Source organism: Staphylococcus arlettae (assembly GCF_025560845.1).
In the GTDB taxonomy this organism is placed as follows: Bacteria; Bacillota; Bacilli; order Staphylococcales; family Staphylococcaceae; genus Staphylococcus; species Staphylococcus arlettae.
The window spans coordinates 889,491-907,483 of record NZ_CP094803.1 but is presented as its reverse complement, the minus strand read 5'-3'; the positions used below and the strand labels follow the sequence as shown (position 1 = coordinate 907,483).

The window sequence follows — 17,993 nt, the reverse complement described above, 5'->3', positions numbered from 1 at the left end:
AATGAAAAGAGACTAGGACAATCAATATTGTCCCAGTCTCTTAAAACAGTTATTTATTACCATAATTTTTCATAAAGAATAGTAATGATTGTAGTTCAATACCTAAATCAATATGATGAACTTGCACATCATTCGGAGTGCTAACGCGATTTGGCGTGAAGTTTAAAATACCTTTAACACCTGCTTCTACAAGTTGATCAGCGACTCGTTGGGCTACTGTTTCAGGTGTCGTTAAAATCACTACATCGATAGCTTCATTTTGTAATGTCTCTTGCATCTCATCAAAATGTTTAACAACAATATTACCTACTTGTTGACCCACTATTTCATCACGAATATCAAAAGCTTCTGTAATGGTCATTTCATCATGTATAGAAAAATTATACGTCAATAACGCTTTACCTAAATTACCTACACCTACAATGGCAATTTTAATTTCATTATTTTTACTTATCTCATTTTTAAAGAAATGCAACAGGCTGTCTATATTATAACCATATCCTTTTTTACCCAATTCTCCAAAATACGAAAAGTCTCTACGAATCGTCGCTGAATCGATATTTAATCCTTCGCTAATTGTTTTAGAGTTCACCCTGTCTATACCTTTTGACTTTAATGTATTAACAAATCTATAGTATAACGGTAAACGTTTTAACGTCGCTCGAGGAATTCTATCGCTATGATTAGCCAAAACCTTGTCCCCCTAATAATACTTGGATTATATCCTTAATTTTGTATGTACAATTACTACAATATTATACATGATAAATATTTAAAAATAAACAATCCTTGTTTTCTCAATAGCCGTTATACGGTAGAATATAAAGTATTAGAGAGGTGCGAATCAAATGATATTATTACAATTAAACAATGTGTCAAAATCATTCGATGGAAAAGATATTTTCAATGATGTAAATTTCGCAGTAAAAACAGGTGAACGTATTGGTATTGTTGGACGAAATGGTGCGGGAAAATCTACATTAATGAAAATAATTGCTGGTGTTGATGGTTATGATTCTGGACATATTTCCAAAATCAAAAATTTAAAACTAGGCTATTTGACACAACAAATGACACTAGACACAAATGAGACAGTTTTTGAGGAAATGTCAAAACCATTTAAACAGGTAATGGAAATTGAACAACAAATGCAACAAGAAACGCATTGGTTGGCACAACATGCAACTGAATATGAGAGTGATGACTATAAAGCACATATTGAAAAATATGAAAATTTATCAAATAGATTTGAACAATTAGAAGGTTATCAATATGAAAGTAAAATCAAAACAGTGCTACATGGTTTACATTTTACTGATGAGGATTTTAATCGTCCTATCAATGATTTTAGTGGTGGTCAAAAAACACGTCTTTCTTTAGCTCAAATGCTTCTTGAAGATCCTGATTTATTATTACTTGATGAGCCTACTAACCATCTAGATATGGAAACAACACAATGGCTAGAAAGTTATTTGAATTATTTTAAAGGCGCCATCATTATAATTAGTCATGATCGTTACTTTTTAGATAAAATCGTAACACAAATATACGATGTAGCGTTAGGCGACGTGCAACATTACGTCGGAAATTATGGTCAATTTATCACTCAACGTGATAAATATTATGAAAAACGCATGCAAGAGTATGAAAATCAACAAGCTGAAATTAAAAAGCTCGAAACTTTTGTAGATAAAAATATTGCTCGTGCCTCTACTTCAGGAATGGCCAAAAGTCGTCGTAAAATGTTAGAAAAAATCGAACGTATTGATAAACCCTTACTTGATGCACGTAGTGCTAACATTCAATTTGATTTTGACCGTAATACAGGCAATGATGTTTTCCATATTAAGCATTTAACCATTGGCTATGAACAACCCATTACGCAACCTATTGATTTGGAAGTAACTAAAGGAGACCATGTAGCAATTATTGGTCCTAATGGTATCGGTAAATCAACATTAATTAAAACGATTGCCGAACGACAACCTGCATTAGGAGGAAAGATAACAACTGGTGCAAACCTTAAAATAGGTTACTATGATCAAAAGCAAGCTGAATTCAAATCAACTGCTACTATTCTCGACTACGTGTGGGATCAATATCCTTCTATGAATGAAAAAGATATACGAGCAGTGCTTGGGCGATTTTTATTCGTACAAGAAGATGTCAAAAAAATCATTAATGATTTATCTGGTGGAGAAAAAGCGCGTCTTCAACTTGCTCTTCTAATGTTAGAAAGAAACAATGTTTTAATACTCGACGAACCTACTAACCACTTAGATATAGATTCAAAAGAAATGTTAGAACAAGCCTTAAGTCAATTCCAAGGCACTATACTCTTTGTTTCACATGACCGTTATTTCATCAATCAACTTGCCAATAAAGTTTTGAATATTGATGAATCAGGTGGGCAATTGTATTTAGGTGACTATCAATACTTTTTAGATAAAGTTGAAGAACAACAAGCTTTAGCACAACATCAAGCAACCAATGACAGTGCTACTGAACAACACGATACTACAACAAATAACTATACGTCACAAAAAGAACAAAAAAAGTTACAACGTCAAATCACACGTCAAATTGAACAATGCGAACAAGATATTGAAACCTATGAGGCGCAAATTGACGACATTGATGTACAGTTAACACAACCAGAAGTATATAGCGATCCTGAAAAAGCAAATGCTCTTGCAATTGAAAAACAACAAACCGAACAGCAATTAGAACAGGCTTTAGAGTTATGGGAAGAATTACAAGAAAAGTGATTTGTTTCTATATCGTTTTATTTTCTGAGGAAGTAATCCACATTACTTCCTCTATTTTTTTATTCACATTTAAAACCTTATAACAAAAGCTATCCACAGAGTTATCCTAGTTATCCACAAGTAAAATGTAAATTCTACTTAGGATTATCCCATACATTTTTTAACAATGCACAGCTTTAACCACTAGTTATACACAACTTATACACTGATTGTTGATAAGTACGCACGTTCTCTATTGACAAAAACGGTCAATGCATACCTAAATTCACTATGATAAACTTCAATTAATGCATTATCATAACGCTGGAGGAGTTTCTTTATGCCATCATTTTTATGGGCCGCTTTAGCGGTTGTTTGTTTTAGTATTATCGTTATTATTATGAGTGATATCATTTACAGATATAAGCTGAAACAACAAATCTCACTATTATGGAAATTACAAAAATCTTTAGAAACATTTATTCGTCCATATCATCGATATGCATATTACTTTGAAACGTACCAAACATCACAGCTTCAAGATAGGATTATCGATGATAAAACATGGTTCGATTTAGATCTACCTAAATTATTTAAACGTATGAATTTTAATTTTACTGCTATTGGCGAAATGCGGTTGTATAGTACATTAAGAAATATGACAACTGTTGATAATGAGTCATTAATCCAATTGTTTAAGTCCAATTCATATATTAGAGAAACTGTAAGTTACCATCTTGCTTTAATTGGAAAGTCAATCTATCCTATTTACCCAGACCAATTAGCGCCGGTTAAACGTCAAACTGTCTTTATGTATTGTACTTATCTACCCTTTGTTGGTTTGTTATTACTCTTTATTGATTTTAAAATTGGCACGATTGTTACATTGATGTTTATTGTACTCAATTTTGTATTAAGTGGTTCATTACGCAAAACATTCGAACAAAATTTAAATTCTATGTATTATACAGCATCGGTAATTCAAAAAGCCTATAAACTACATAAATTAGAAGGCTTGCCACCTCTCGATGTTAACTTCAAACATTTTACAGCATCACGTAAGCTTAGTTGGTTGTTAGGCCGTGCAAATTCTAATAATGACGCATTTTCTATTATGTTATTATTTAAACTCGCCTTTATGGTGGATTATCATATTTTCCACTTAATTCAACATAGTTATAAACGATATGAAGCTGAAGTTTTAGCTTGCTATGACTATATTGCAACTTTAGATAATCATTATTCAGTCGCATTGTGGCGTGAGACATTAGATTATTATGCAACACCTGAAATTACTGATAACTTTATGATCGAGTCTAAAGATGTAACCCATCCATTACTGACCAATGCCGTACCTAATACGTTAACGATTGATTTTCAAATGCTATTAACAGGTTCCAATGCTTCTGGCAAATCAACCTATATGAAGGCAATTGCATTAAATTTAATACTTGCTCAAACAGTGCAAACCGTTACAGCTAATAAATTTAAGTACAAACCTGGTTCGGTATTTACTTCAATGGCTAACCAAGATGACGTTATTTCTGGAGAAAGTTATTTTATGACTGAATTAAAAGCAATTCGTCGTCTTTTTAATGGTCAAAATAACAATTATCGATATTATTTTATTGATGAAATTTTCAAAGGTACAAATACTTCTGAACGTATTGCCGCTTCAGAATCAGTATTACGTTATTTAAATCAACAACCTAATACTCGGATAATGGCAGCAACACATGATATTGAATTAGCGTCATTATTACAACCCGATTATAAAAATTATCATTTTAACGAAACTATTAGTGATAATGAAATACACTTTGATTTTATTATTAAGTCAGGTAAAGCTAATACTCGTAACGCGATAGAACTTTTACGTATCACCGACTTCCCTACTCCAATTTATGAACGCGCTAAAAACAACGTTGAGCATCGCTAACAACCCCAAATTAAAAGAACCGTTTCTGATAAAATAAAGATCAGAAGCGGTTCTTTTAATTTATTATTCTTCTGCACTAATCATCCAAGTGACACCAAATGGATCATTAAACATCCCATATAGTGGTGACCACTCTGTTTGTCCCAATTCCATTGTAGCCACGCAACCACCGTTAATTGCATTTTCGAAAAATGTTACTGCTTGTTGACGTTCATCTTCATTATTATAGTCAAAGGTAAATGTTACTATCGCACCACTGTTATCAATTTTTTTATTCTTCCAAGTATCACTGCAATAAAATGTTTGTCCTAAGATTTCAAAAGTTGCATGCATAGTAAAATCTCCATCAACTTGATATTCTTCTGGCATATCTTTAAACATTTCATCATCGCCACCTACACGATGAATATTAGCCGCGCCTAAATGTTGCTCATAAAAGTTCAATGCTGCTAAACTATTTTTAAAATTAAAATATTGTATTGTTTTCATTTTACATTTCCCCTTATATTATTAGTAGTATATCTAGTACTATAAATACCCAAATTTTATCTATTCATTTATAAAAAACCTTGTAAGTCATATATCAATGACATTACAAGGTTTGTTGACGCTATTCTATTGAAAACATTTCGATATCTAAACTACTATTACCATTAAGTGTCATATCAGCATATTTATTTTCAAGATATAAATAATGGCCAGCCGCACCTATCATTGCGGCATTATCTGTACATAGCTTAGCGCTTGGAATAGATAATTTAATGTCTTGTTGTTCACATTGCTCAGTCAACGCAGTTCTGAGACCTTTATTACTGGCAACGCCTCCTGCAACAATTAAATCCGAGACATTATAATCTACACATGCTTGAAGTGCTTTACCTACTAATACTTCTACAACACTATTTTGAAAACTTGTAGCAACATCGGCAATATTAATTTCTTGTTGTTTTTGACGTTGATTATGCAATTTATTAATCACTGCACTCTTCAAGCCACTAAAGCTAAAATCATAACTTTCTTTATCTAACCATACGCGTGGAAAATCATACGTATCGTTACCTGTTGCAGCCAATTTATCAACTTGCGGGCCGCCTGGATAACTTAAACCTATCGTTCGTGCTACTTTATCATAGGCTTCACCTACTGCATCATCACGTGTTTCTCCAATAATTTCAAAATTCAAATGGTCTTTCATATATATTAATTCTGTGTGGCCACCTGATACAATAAGTGCTATTAAAGGAAATTGTAATGGTTCTTCAAGATGATTGGCATAAATATGTCCTGCAATATGATGCACTGGTATCAATGGTTTGTCATATGCAAATGCTAACGCTTTTGCCGCATTGATACCTACAAGTAATGCGCCTATCAAGCCAGGTCCTTGTGTCACAGCAACTGCATGAATATCTTCCATTGTTACATCAGCGTCCTTCAATGCTTCATCAATAGTAGTAGTTATTCCTTCTACATGATGCCTGCTAGCAACTTCTGGAACAACCCCACCAAATCGTTTATGACTGTCTATTTGACTCAATACAATATTACTTAAAATAGTAGTACCATTTTGAATGACGCTAATACTTGTTTCGTCACAACTAGATTCTACTGCTAATATTAACGTTTCATTATTCATTTAAATTCACCCACATGACTAATGCATCCTCACCTTCACCATAATAATTTTTCCGCTTGCCACCGTACTGAAAACCTAATTTTTGATAAACATGCTGTGCCACTGCATTTTCGACCCTGACTTCTAAACTCAATGTGTCACATTTGTTGCGTGAAAATTGAATGACATAATTTAATAACAATTGTCCAAACCCATAACCACGATAGTCACTTGTTATGGCAATTGTTGTAATTTGTGCTTGATCTATCACAATCCAACTTCCAACATAACCTAATATATGTTGGTTGTATTCAATTACAAAATAATGAGCGAATTCATTTGCTTCAAGTTCATGATAAAAAGCATCAATCGTCCATGAGCTATCATTAAAACTATGTCGTTCAATATCGAACACTTGAGGTACGTCAGCTTTGACCATAGGTCTGATTGTTAATTCTTGTTTTGTTGGTTTAGCCAATTACGTTCAGCCTCTGATATTTTTAAGTAATTAGGTTTAAATGTATATACATCATTAGGTACGGTATCTATTAATGAATACATTGTTTTAGCTTGCGGTAAATTCGCGATAAATTCTGCATCTAGTAAATCTTGTAATTTTTCGCTATCTTCTCCGACAAAAATATATGATTGCTGCAGATCATGTAAATGGTTTAATAACGCTTCAATCGTTATATATTGATCATTCATAGCACAATGTAACTGATTATCATCATAATAGTATACTCCAGCATAAACTGCTTCGCGTCGAGCATCAAAAATAGGAACTATCAATTGATTTGTCTTTGAAACTGTTGCGGCTAAAGCTTTTAGAGATGATACTCCATAGAGCTTTATATTTAAGGCATAAGCTAATGTTTTAGCTACTGTAACACCTATACGTAATCCAGTATATGAACCTGGACCTTCAGCGACGACAATAGCATCTAAGTCTTTTTTATCTACATGTGCACTTTGTAATACTTTGATAATAGCTGGCATTAATTGCACCGAATGATTCTTTTTTTCATTAGAATTAAGTTCACTTAATACTTGATCATCTTGCATAACCGCTACAGAAAGTGGTTGATTTGAAGTATCAATCAACAGATAATTCATGTTCTACCTCCTCCTTAATTTGAATATAATGTTTTCCTGTACCAACGAGTTGAATTGTACGTTCATATTCATTGTCTACATCTATATTGATTGTTAAATGTTGTTCAGGTAAATACGGCTTTATAAACTGGCTCCACTCAATTAGTATTACTGCTTCATCTTCAAAATACTCATCGAAACCTAAGTCTTCTTCAGCGTTTTCTAGTCTATAACAATCCATATGATGAAAGTTTAAGTCCTTGCCTTTGTACGACTTGATAATATTAAAAGTCGGTGAATTAATAGTGCGTTTAACGCCTAATGCCCTACCAATAAATTGACTCAAAGTAGTTTTCCCTGCTCCTAAATCGCCATTTAACAATACAACATCTCCTGCAATGAGATGTTTAGCTACAGCATTACCAAAAGCTTCCATTGCTTCCAAATTTGTTATTTTAATCATTCACTTACACCTACTATTTGTCAGAATATAAAATACATGTTTAGCTGTATCATATCTTATATTTGCTATTTTGATAATTAACTCTTATATTCTAACAAATTTTTACTACTTTTACTTTAATGTAAACCGTTTAATTAAAAAAAGATAATTGTAAGAATTGAAAGAAAATTCAAAATAATCATTGACATCATTCCGGCGATGTAGTAAATTTAATTTATCAAATTTTTAGATAATTCAAACAACTAATATATTAACCATTCAAACGGAAAGGAGCATAATAAGATGACCTATAATACAACAGTAAATAAACCAACAACTTCAAATATTTTAGTCATTTTATTATGCTTATAGGACTGGAGCTTTAGTATCAATTTACTAAAAGTTTAAGTCCTATTTCTAGTTGAATGGGACTTGAAAGCGTCCCAATAATTTATTGGGACGCTTTTTTTATTTTCAATTTTATGGGGGAATTCACAATGAGAAGTGACATGATTAAAAAAGGAGATCACCAAGCTCCAGCACGAAGTCTTTTACATGCAACAGGTGCTTTACAACAACCAACAGATATGAACAAGCCTTTCGTGGCGATTTGTAATTCATATATCGATATTGTTCCAGGGCATGTACACCTTAGAGAACTTGGCGACATAGCCAAAGAAGCCATTAGAGAAGCCGGTGCTATACCATTTGAATTTAATACAATCGGTGTCGATGATGGTATTGCTATGGGACATATTGGAATGAGATATTCCCTACCATCACGTGAAGTCATTGCTGATGCTGCAGAAACAGTCATAAATGCACATTGGTTTGACGGCGTCTTTTACATACCAAACTGTGACAAAATCACGCCTGGTATGTTACTCGCATCAGTTAGAACGAATGTACCAGCTGTATTTTGTTCAGGTGGACCTATGAAAGCAGGTTTATCATCACAAGGTAAAGCTCTTACATTATCATCAATGTTTGAAGCGGTTGGCGCATTTAAAGATGGTTCAATTACAAAGGATGAGTTTTTAGATATGGAACAAAATGCTTGTCCTACATGCGGATCTTGTTCCGGCATGTTTACAGCAAATTCGATGAATTGCTTAATGGAAGTTCTCGGTTTAGCTCTCCCATATAACGGAACTGCATTAGCAGTAAGTGATCAACGTAAAGAAATGATTAGAGAAGCAGCATTTAAACTTGTAGACAATATAAAAAATGATATTAAACCTCGTGACATTGTTACTAAAGAAGCAATTGATGATGCTTTCGCCTTAGATATGGCAATGGGTGGTTCAACAAACACTGTACTTCACACATTAGCAATTGCTAATGAAGCAGGTATTGATTACGATTTAACACGTATTAATGAAATAGCAAAACAAACACCTTATTTATCTAAAATCGCACCAAGCTCATCTTATTCAATGCATGATGTACACGAAGCTGGTGGCGTTCCAGCCATCATCAATGAATTATTTAAAAAAGAAGGTACATTACATCCAGATCGTATTACCGTAACTGGTCAGACATTACGTGAAAATAATGAAGGAAAAGAAATAACAAACGCTGATGTTATTAGACGCTTAGACAATCCTTATGATAAACAAGGTGGTTTATCAATACTTTACGGTAACTTAGCACCAAATGGAGCAGTCATCAAAGTTGGTGGCGTCGACCCTTCTATTAAAGTATTTAAAGGGAAAGCGATTTGTTTCAATTCACATGACGAAGCTGTAGAAGCTATTGATAACCACACAGTTCGCGAAGGTCATGTCGTAGTTATAAGATATGAAGGTCCAAAAGGCGGTCCAGGAATGCCAGAAATGTTAGCACCAACCTCTTCTATAGTAGGTCGTGGATTAGGTAAAGATGTAGCACTAATTACAGATGGTCGCTTTTCAGGTGCAACACGAGGCATTGCTGTTGGTCATATTTCACCAGAAGCAGCTTCAGGTGGACCTATTGGGTTAATTAGAGATGGCGACGACATCGTTATCGATTTAACCGAAAGAACATTAGACGTCGATGTCTCAACAGAAATTTTAGAAGCACGTAAGCAAGATGTCCCACAATTCAAAGCAAAAGTAAAAACAGGTTATTTAGCACGATATACAGCTTTAGTAACTAGTGCAAATACAGGTGGCGTAATGCAAGTGCCCGAAAATCTCATTTAAGGAGTGGATGAAAATGGCTAAAAATGTTGAAACGATGTATAAAGACCAACCTGAAGCAATAGAACAATATGAACCCAATGAAGAATATGAACAAACAGAACTGGAAACAGAAACACTTGATGAAATGAAAACAGGTTCTGAACTGTTAGTTGACTCACTTGTACATGAAGATGTAGATTTTATCTTTGGTTATCCAGGTGGTGCCGTTCTACCTTTATACGACACATTTTATGATGGAAAAATCCAACATATTTTGGCACGACATGAGCAAGGTGCAACACATGCAGCTGAAGGTTATGCTCGTGTGTCCGGTAAAACTGGCGTAGTAGTAGTAACAAGTGGACCTGGAGCAACTAATGCAATTACTGGTATAGCTGATGCTTACAGTGACTCATTACCATTAGTAGTCTTTACTGGACAAGTAGCAACAGCTGGTATTGGTAAAGATGCATTCCAAGAAGCAGATTTATTATCTATGACTACACCTATAACTAAACATAACTATCAAGTAAAAAATGTTAATGATATTCCTACCATTATTCATGAAGCATTCCATATTGCTAATACAGGTAGAAAAGGACCAGTTGTTATAGACTTCCCTAAAGATATGGGTATCCTTTCTACTAATGCTCAAGTCAGCGAAAACTTAGACTTGCCAGGTTATAAGGTAGCTAATGAACCTAAATTTGATGAAATTCAAAAATTACGTGATTACCTTAAAACAGCTAAAAAACCACTAGTTTTAGGTGGTGCTGGTATTAATCATGCACAAGCTAATGACGTATTCACAGAATTTGTTAACCGACATCAGTTACCAGTCGTAACAACATTATTAGGTCTTGGTTCAATACCATATGAACACCCCCTATTTTTAGGTATGGGAGGCATGCATGGCTCATACGCCAGTAATATAGCATTAACAGAATGTGATTTATTGATAAACTTCGGTAGTCGTTTTGACGACCGACTCGCAAGTAAGCCAGATGAATTCGCACCTAATGCCAAAATCGTGCATATCGATATTGATCCATCAGAGATCAATAAAATCATTAAAACAGACTTAGGTATTGTTGCTGATTGTAAAGCAACAATCGAAGCTTTACTTGCATTTGAGAGTTATTCAATTAAACATGATGAGTGGCTTACTACATGTTCTAATAATAAGGCTCAATATCCTTTCAGCTATAAAAATGATCAAGATAATTTCTCTAAGCCACAACGTACAATTCAGTATATCGGTGAGATCACAAATGGTGATGCCATAGTAACTACAGATGTTGGTCAACATCAAATGTGGGTTGCTCAATATTATCCATTTAAAACACATGGCCAATTGGTAACGAGTGGTGGCTTAGGTACGATGGGCTTTGGCATTCCAGCTGCTATCGGGGCTAAGTTAGCTGAACCACAAAAACCAGTAGTAGCTTTTGTGGGCGATGGTGGATTCCAAATGACAAATCAAGAAATGGCCATTCTTGAAGAATATGGTCTAGATATAAAAATTGTTATTATCAATAACGGTACTTTAGGTATGGTTAAACAATGGCAAGATAAGTTCTTTAATAAACGTTTTTCTCATTCGGTATTTAATGGCCAACCTGACTTTATAAAAATGGCTGAAGCCTATAATGTTAAAGGGTTTATGATAGATGATCCTACAAAATTGGAATCTCAATTAGATGAAGCCTTTGCACATGAAGGTCCAGCATTAATTGAAGTTAGAATTTCACCTATTGAACCTGTAACACCAATGGTTCCTTCTGGTAAACCGAATCATGAAATGGAGGGCTTAGAATGAGAAGAACATTTCGCACAAGAGTAAGAGACAAAGCTGGTACATTAAACCGCTTAACTAGTATTTTTGTAAGACGTCAATTCAATATCGTCAACCTATCTGCAACACCAACCTTACAAGAAGGTATATCAGATATTACATTTGTAGCAGAAGTGCCAGACAGAGACGTTTTAAGAAACTTACTAACACAACTCGAAAAACAAATTAACATCATTAGTGTGGAAGACATTACAGATACTAACACCTACAATAGAGAATTAGTATTAGTAAAGTTACAAACCCCTTCTGATCAGTCAGAATTATACAAAGTAATTCAACCATATGATGCGCTAGTATCTATATTGAAGCAAGAAGCGGATTATACTTACCTTCAAGCTTCAGGTCCTCAATATACGATGGACAATTTATTAGATGATCTATCATCATATAGTATTGAACAGATTGCAAGAACAGGTTCAGCAGGAATCATTTAATTTTCGGAAAATTTCGAATTTATTTTAATTACACATGGAGGATTTTATTATGACAACAGTTTATTATGATCAATCAGTAACAAAAGATGCACTACAAGGTAAAAGAATTGCAGTTATCGGCTACGGTTCACAAGGTCATGCACATGCACAAAATTTAAAAGATAATGGTTATGACGTGATCATTGGAATTCGCCCAGGTAACTCATTTAATAAAGCGAAAGATGATGGTTTTGAAGTATTTCCTGTAGCTGAAGCAGCAAAACAAGCTGAAGTCATTATGATTTTATTACCTGATGAAATTCAAGGTAAAGTCTATGAGGAAGAAATCGCACCTAACTTGGAACCAAATAATGCACTAGTATTTGCACATGGCTTCAATATTCATTTTAATGTAATTCAACCACCTGCAGATGTTGACGTATTTTTAGTTGCACCTAAAGGTCCTGGTCATTTAGTACGACGTACATTTGCTGAAGGCAGTGCAGTCCCTGCCCTAATCGGAATCGAACAAGATGCTAGTGGTGAAGCTAAAGATATTGCTTTAAGTTATGCTAAAGGAATTGGCGCTACACGTGCAGGTGTATTAGAAACTACATTTAAAGAAGAAACTGAAACAGATTTATTTGGTGAACAAGCTGTACTATGTGGTGGTGTAACTAAATTAATTCAATCAGGTTTCGAAACATTAGTAGAAGCTGGTTATCAACCTGAAATTGCTTATTTCGAAGTATTACATGAAATGAAATTAATCGTTGATTTAATGTATGAAGGTGGTATGGAAAACATGCGTTATTCAATTTCCAATACAGCTGAATTTGGAGATTACGTATCTGGACCACGTGTTATTACACCAGATGTTAAAGATAATATGAAAGCAGTATTAACTGATATTCAAGCAGGAAACTTCAGTGACCGCTTCATCAAAGATAACGAAAATAACTTTAATGAATTCCATAAATTAAGAGAAGAACAACACGGTCATCAAATTGAAAAAGTTGGTAAAGATTTACGTGAAATGATGCCTTTCATTAAATCTAAAAGCATTCAAAAATAAATGACTAATTAACTTCATAGCATCTGAGATATCAATTCTTATCTCAGATGTTACGAATTAGTTAGATTAACGGGATAATATATTGTTAGGAGATGTTGAAAATGAGTAACCATATTCAAATTTTTGATACTACACTTAGAGATGGAGAACAAACGCCGGGGGTTAGTTTTTCATTCGATGAGAGGTTAAAGATAGCAAAGCAATTAGAAAAATGGGGAGTCGATATAATTGAAGCAGGGTTCCCTGCCTCAAGCACAGGTAGTTTTCAATCAGTTGAAGCAATATCTGAAGCATTATCAACTACTGCTGTATGTGGTTTAGCGCGTTGTGTAAAATCAGATATTGATGCTGTATATGAAGCAACCAAAAAAGCTGCGTTACCACGTATTCATGTATTTGTTGCAACAAGTCAAATACATTTAGAATCAAAATTAAAAATGACACAAGATGAAGTATTAGCTTCAATTAAAGAGCATGTTGCATATGCCAAAGACTTTTTCGATGTAGTTCAATTTTCACCAGAAGATGCAACACGAACAGAATTACCATTTTTAATTGATTGTGTTCAAACAGCTGTAGATGCCGGTGCTAGTGTTATTAACATTCCTGATACTGTAGGTTTTAGCTATCCATCAGAATATGGAAAAATTTTCAAAACACTTCTTGAAACAATTAAAACAGATCATGAAGTCATTTACAGTGCACATTGTCATGATGATTTAGGATTAGCCGTTGCCAACAGTATGGCTGCAATTGAAAATGGCGCCAAGCGTATCGAAGGTACTATTAATGGTATTGGAGAACGTGCAGGTAATACAGCTCTTGAAGAAGTTGCTCTTGGCCTTTACGTTCGCCAAGATCATTATAACAATCAATCCAAAATTAATTTAGCAGAGACCAAACAAACATCCGATTTGATTTCTCGTTATGCTGGTATTAGAGTTCCAAAAAATAAAGCAATTGTTGGTCAAAATGCGTTTAGTCACGAATCAGGTATCCATCAAGATGGCGTGTTAAAAAACCCTGAAACATATGAAATTATGACACCACAACTCGTTGGTGTTAAAACAACTGAATTACCACTAGGTAAATTATCTGGTAAACATGCATTTGCTGAAAAACTTGTAAACCTTGGCTACGATATCGATGTAGATGAACAAAAAATATTATTTAAGCAATTTAAAGAAATCGCTGATAAAAAGAAAGCAGTAACTGACAGAGATATTCACGCTTTAATTCAAGGTACATCACATGAACAAAGTGCTATTTATCAAGTAGAAACATTACAACTACAATTTGTTTCTAATGGTTTACAAAGCGCCGTCGTCGTCATTAAAGATAAAGATGGCAATATTTACCAAGATTCAAGTATCGGTACAGGTTCTATCTTAGCTGTTTATAATGCCGTTGATCGCATCTTCGACAGAGAAACTGAACTACTAGATTATTCTATTGATTCAGTTACTGAAGGTTCTGATGCTCAAGCTGAAGTACATGTACAATTAAAAATCGGTAATCAAATTGTATCTGGCGTTGGTATCGATCATGATATTTTATTAGCATCATGTAAATCATACGTCGAAGCACAAGCCAAATATATTGCAGATATTTCCAAGGAAGAAGGTATTCATTCATGAGTTATAAAATCATAGCATTGCCTGGTGATGGTATTGGTCCAGAAATTATGTCAGGTTCATTAGAAATCTTATCACAGTTAAGTCAACAATTTAATTTTAGTTATGAACTTGAAAGTCATGACTTTGGTGGAATTGCTATCGATAATCATGGTACACCCCTTCCAGATAATACATTATCTGCGTGCCAACAAGCTGATGCTGTATTATTAGGTGCAGTTGGTGGTCCTAAGTGGACAGATCCAGCTAATAGACCTGAACAAGGTTTATTAGGTATCCGTAAAGCATTAGGCTTATTTGCTAATATTCGCCCTACTACAGTGACAAGTGGGACTAGCCATTTATCACCACTTAAAGAAAGTAAAGTAGCAGGTACAGACTTTGTAATTGTGCGTGAATTAACTGGCGGTATTTATTTTGGCGAACCTAAACATTGGGATAACAATCAAGCCGTCGATTCACTAACATACACTAAAGCCGAAATTGTACGTATCGCTCGTGTTGGTTTTGAGTTAGCTCAAAAAAGAAACAAAAAGTTAACTTCAGTCGATAAAGAAAATGTTTTATCATCTAGTAAATTATGGCGCCAAGTCGTTAATGAAGTAGCAGCAGACTATCCTGATGTTGAAGTAAACCATTTACTCGTTGATGCTTGCGCTATGCACCTAATAGTAAATCCGTCACAATTCGATGTCATCGTTACTGAAAACTTATTTGGTGATATTTTAAGTGATGAAGCATCTGTTATTCCTGGCTCTTTAGGATTATCACCATCAGCTAGTTTTAGTGAACAAGGCACACGTCTTTATGAACCTATCCATGGTTCAGCACCTGATATTGCAGGTCAAGATAAAGCCAATCCATTCGGTATGTTACTTTCAGTAGCTATGTGTTTACGTGAAAGTTTAAAACAAGATGATGCAGCAACACACTTAGAAAATATCATTTATACTTTGATTAAAACTGGTAAAACAACAACAGACCTTGGAGGTCAGTATACTACTTCTGACATATTTAATTTTGTAAAAGAAAATCTTTAAAGGAGGAGATGTCGTATGGGTAAAACACTTTTTGATAAAGTATGGAATAAACATGTGTTAACGGGTAAAGAAGGTGAACCTCAATTATTATATATTGATTTGCATCTTATTCACGAAGTTACATCTCCTCAAGCATTTGAAGGTTTGAGGCTACAAAATAGAACACTACGTCGCCCTGATTTAACATATGCTACTTTGGATCATAACGTACCTACAATTGATATTTTTAATATTAAAGATGAGATTGCGAATAAACAAATAACTACATTGCAAAAGAATGCTAAAGAATTTGGTGTTCACATCTTTGATATGGGTTCAGATGAACAAGGTATAGTGCATATGGTAGGACCAGAAACAGGATTAACTCAACCAGGAAAAACAATTGTGTGTGGCGACTCCCACACTGCCACTCACGGCGCTTTTGGTGCCATTGCATTCGGTATTGGTACAAGTGAGGTTGAACATGTCTTTGCAACTCAAAGTTTGTGGCAAACAAAACCGAAAAATTTAAAAATTGATGTAAATGGTACATTGCCTCCTGGTGTCTATGCTAAAGATATTATTCTACATCTAATTAATCAACATGGTGTAGATTTTGGTACAGGTTACGCTTTAGAATTTACAGGTGAAGCCATTCGCGCACTCTCAATGGAAGCACGTATGACTATTTGTAATATGGCTATAGAAGCCGGTGCAAAATACGGCATGATGCAACCAGATGACACAACATTTGAATATGTTAAAGGACGCCCTTACGCAACGAATTATAAGTATGATATAGATGCATGGCGTGAACTTTATACTGATGAAGATGCTGAATTTGATAAAGTCATTGAATTAAATGTTTCTGACTTAGAGCCACAAGTTACTTGGGGTACAAGTCCTGAAATGGGTGTCAATTTTAACACACCATTCCCTGAAATAACTGATGTTAATGATGAACGTGCCTATAACTATATGGGACTTAAACCCGGCCAAAAAGCTGAAGATATTGACTTAGGATATGTCTTTTTAGGCTCATGTACCAATGCCAGACTTTCCGATTTAATTGAAGCAAGTCAAATCGTGAAAGGCAATAAAGTACATCCTAAAATTACAGCAATTGTTGTTCCAGGTTCACGTTCTGTAAAAAATGAAGCTGAAAAATTAGGCATTGATCAAATCTTTAAAGAGGCTGGTTTTGATTGGAGAGAGCCTGGTTGTTCAATGTGCTTAGGCATGAATCCTGACCAAGTTCCTAATGGTGTTCATTGTGCTTCTACAAGTAATAGAAATTTTGAAGGTCGCCAAGGTAAAGGTGCACGTACACATTTAGTATCACCAGCAATGGCCGCAGCGGCAGCAATTAATGGTAGATTTGTAGATGTAAGAAAGGTGGTTGTTTAAGATGGAAGTAAAACCAATTACAACATATAGTGGTAAAATTGTACCACTCTTTCACGATAATATAGATACAGATCAAATCATTCCAAAAGTTCATTTGAAACGTATTTCCAAAACGGGATTTGGTCCGTTTGCTTTCGATGAATGGCGTTATTTAGAAGATGGTTCAGACAATCCAGATTTTAACCCCAATAAACCAGAATATCGTGACGCTTCCATTCTGATTACTGGAGATAACTTTGGTTGTGGCTCTAGTAGAGAGCATGCAGCGTGGGCGATAAAAGATTATGGCTTTGATATTATTATTGCAGGAAGTTATAGTGATATTTTCTATATGAATTGTACAAAAAATGGTATGCTCCCTATTACGTTAGATGAAGCAGCACGTAAACATTTAGCTCAATTCCAAGAAATTACTATAGATTTACCAAACCAAACAGTTACATCACCAGAACAAACCTTCCACTTTGACATTGATTCAACATGGAAAAACAAATTGGTTAAAGGATTAGATGACATTGCAGTAACATTGCAATATGAGCAACAAATCAAATCATATGAAGAATCAAAAGCTTATTAAGCAGCTACTA

The 17,993-nt window shown here is 34.4% G+C and carries 16 protein-coding genes; 10 read left to right on the top strand and 6 right to left on the bottom strand.

Translation table 11 applies throughout. The annotated features are described in order from the left end of the window. Positions 1–49: 49 nt before the first annotated feature. A complete protein-coding gene (locus MUA37_RS04305; protein WP_021459247.1) occupies positions 50–691 on the bottom strand; it encodes a redox-sensing transcriptional repressor Rex in 642 nt (213 codons plus the stop codon). Positions 692–848: 157 nt separating this feature from the next. Between MUA37_RS04305 and MUA37_RS04300 the strand changes: the two genes are divergently transcribed. After that, on the top strand, positions 849–2,768 hold the full coding sequence (locus MUA37_RS04300) for an ABC-F family ATP-binding cassette domain-containing protein (protein WP_002509108.1): 1,920 nt from the start codon (positions 849–851) through the stop codon (positions 2,766–2,768). 319 nt (positions 2,769–3,087) lie between these two features. Further along, on the top strand, positions 3,088–4,686 hold the full coding sequence (locus MUA37_RS04295) for a MutS-related protein (RefSeq protein WP_002509107.1): 1,599 nt from the start codon (positions 3,088–3,090) through the stop codon (positions 4,684–4,686). Positions 4,687–4,749: 63 nt separating this feature from the next. On the opposite strand, the gene MUA37_RS04290 is transcribed toward MUA37_RS04295, so the two are convergent. The 5 genes from MUA37_RS04290 to tsaE all read right to left on the bottom strand — a co-directional run bounded on the left by MUA37_RS04290 (position 4,750) and on the right by tsaE (position 7,859). Further along, entirely contained in the window at positions 4,750–5,175 is a 426-nt protein-coding gene (locus MUA37_RS04290) for a VOC family protein (protein WP_002509106.1), read from the bottom strand. A 121-nt stretch (positions 5,176–5,296) separates the two neighbouring features. Further along, on the bottom strand, positions 5,297–6,322 hold the full coding sequence (gene tsaD / locus MUA37_RS04285; protein ID WP_002509105.1) for a tRNA (adenosine(37)-N6)-threonylcarbamoyltransferase complex transferase subunit TsaD: 1,026 nt from the start codon (positions 6,320–6,322) through the stop codon (positions 5,297–5,299). After that, positions 6,315–6,779, bottom strand: a complete 465-nt coding sequence (gene rimI, locus MUA37_RS04280) for a ribosomal protein S18-alanine N-acetyltransferase (protein ID WP_002509104.1) — start codon at positions 6,777–6,779, stop codon at positions 6,315–6,317. Before rimI ends, tsaD begins: the two co-directional genes overlap by 8 nt. Beyond that, positions 6,752–7,417, bottom strand: coding sequence for a tRNA (adenosine(37)-N6)-threonylcarbamoyltransferase complex dimerization subunit type 1 TsaB (gene tsaB, locus MUA37_RS04275; protein WP_021459242.1), 666 nt, complete (start codon positions 7,415–7,417; stop codon positions 6,752–6,754). The genes rimI and tsaB overlap by 28 nt, the downstream gene beginning before the upstream one ends. Continuing rightward, the gene (gene tsaE / locus MUA37_RS04270; protein WP_002509102.1) at positions 7,398–7,859 is read right to left on the bottom strand and encodes a tRNA (adenosine(37)-N6)-threonylcarbamoyltransferase complex ATPase subunit type 1 TsaE; all 462 of its coding nucleotides are present in this window, start codon (positions 7,857–7,859) and stop codon (positions 7,398–7,400) included. The genes tsaB and tsaE overlap by 20 nt, the downstream gene beginning before the upstream one ends. Before the next feature lie 476 nt (positions 7,860–8,335). On the opposite strand from tsaE, the gene ilvD reads away from it, so the two are divergent. The 8 genes from ilvD to leuD all read left to right on the top strand — a co-directional run bounded on the left by ilvD (position 8,336) and on the right by leuD (position 17,983). Beyond that, the gene (ilvD, locus tag MUA37_RS04265; RefSeq protein WP_238126172.1) at positions 8,336–10,024 is read left to right on the top strand and encodes a dihydroxy-acid dehydratase; all 1,689 of its coding nucleotides are present in this window, start codon (positions 8,336–8,338) and stop codon (positions 10,022–10,024) included. Between the two features lie 34 nt (positions 10,025–10,058). Further along, a complete protein-coding gene (gene ilvB / locus MUA37_RS04260) occupies positions 10,059–11,822 on the top strand; it encodes a biosynthetic-type acetolactate synthase large subunit (RefSeq protein WP_002509100.1) in 1,764 nt (587 codons plus the stop codon). Then, on the top strand, positions 11,819–12,292 hold the full coding sequence (ilvN, locus tag MUA37_RS04255) for an acetolactate synthase small subunit (protein ID WP_002509099.1): 474 nt from the start codon (positions 11,819–11,821) through the stop codon (positions 12,290–12,292). The genes ilvB and ilvN overlap by 4 nt, the downstream gene beginning before the upstream one ends. Before the next feature lie 49 nt (positions 12,293–12,341). Continuing rightward, on the top strand, positions 12,342–13,346 hold the full coding sequence (gene ilvC, locus MUA37_RS04250) for a ketol-acid reductoisomerase (protein ID WP_002509098.1): 1,005 nt from the start codon (positions 12,342–12,344) through the stop codon (positions 13,344–13,346). A 101-nt stretch (positions 13,347–13,447) separates the two neighbouring features. Further along, positions 13,448–14,983, top strand: coding sequence for a 2-isopropylmalate synthase (locus MUA37_RS04245; RefSeq protein ID WP_142019513.1), 1,536 nt, complete (start codon positions 13,448–13,450; stop codon positions 14,981–14,983). Next, entirely contained in the window at positions 14,980–16,020 is a 1,041-nt protein-coding gene (leuB, locus tag MUA37_RS04240; RefSeq protein ID WP_262624848.1) for a 3-isopropylmalate dehydrogenase, read from the top strand. Before MUA37_RS04245 ends, leuB begins: the two co-directional genes overlap by 4 nt. Positions 16,021–16,035: 15 nt before the next feature. Continuing rightward, positions 16,036–17,406: a 3-isopropylmalate dehydratase large subunit gene (leuC, locus tag MUA37_RS04235; protein ID WP_103388373.1), complete on the top strand. Its 1,371-nt coding sequence runs from the start codon at positions 16,036–16,038 to the stop codon at positions 17,404–17,406. 1 nt (position 17,407) lies between these two features. Further along, entirely contained in the window at positions 17,408–17,983 is a 576-nt protein-coding gene (leuD, locus tag MUA37_RS04230) for a 3-isopropylmalate dehydratase small subunit (RefSeq protein WP_002509094.1), read from the top strand. Positions 17,984–17,993 lie beyond the last annotated feature (10 nt).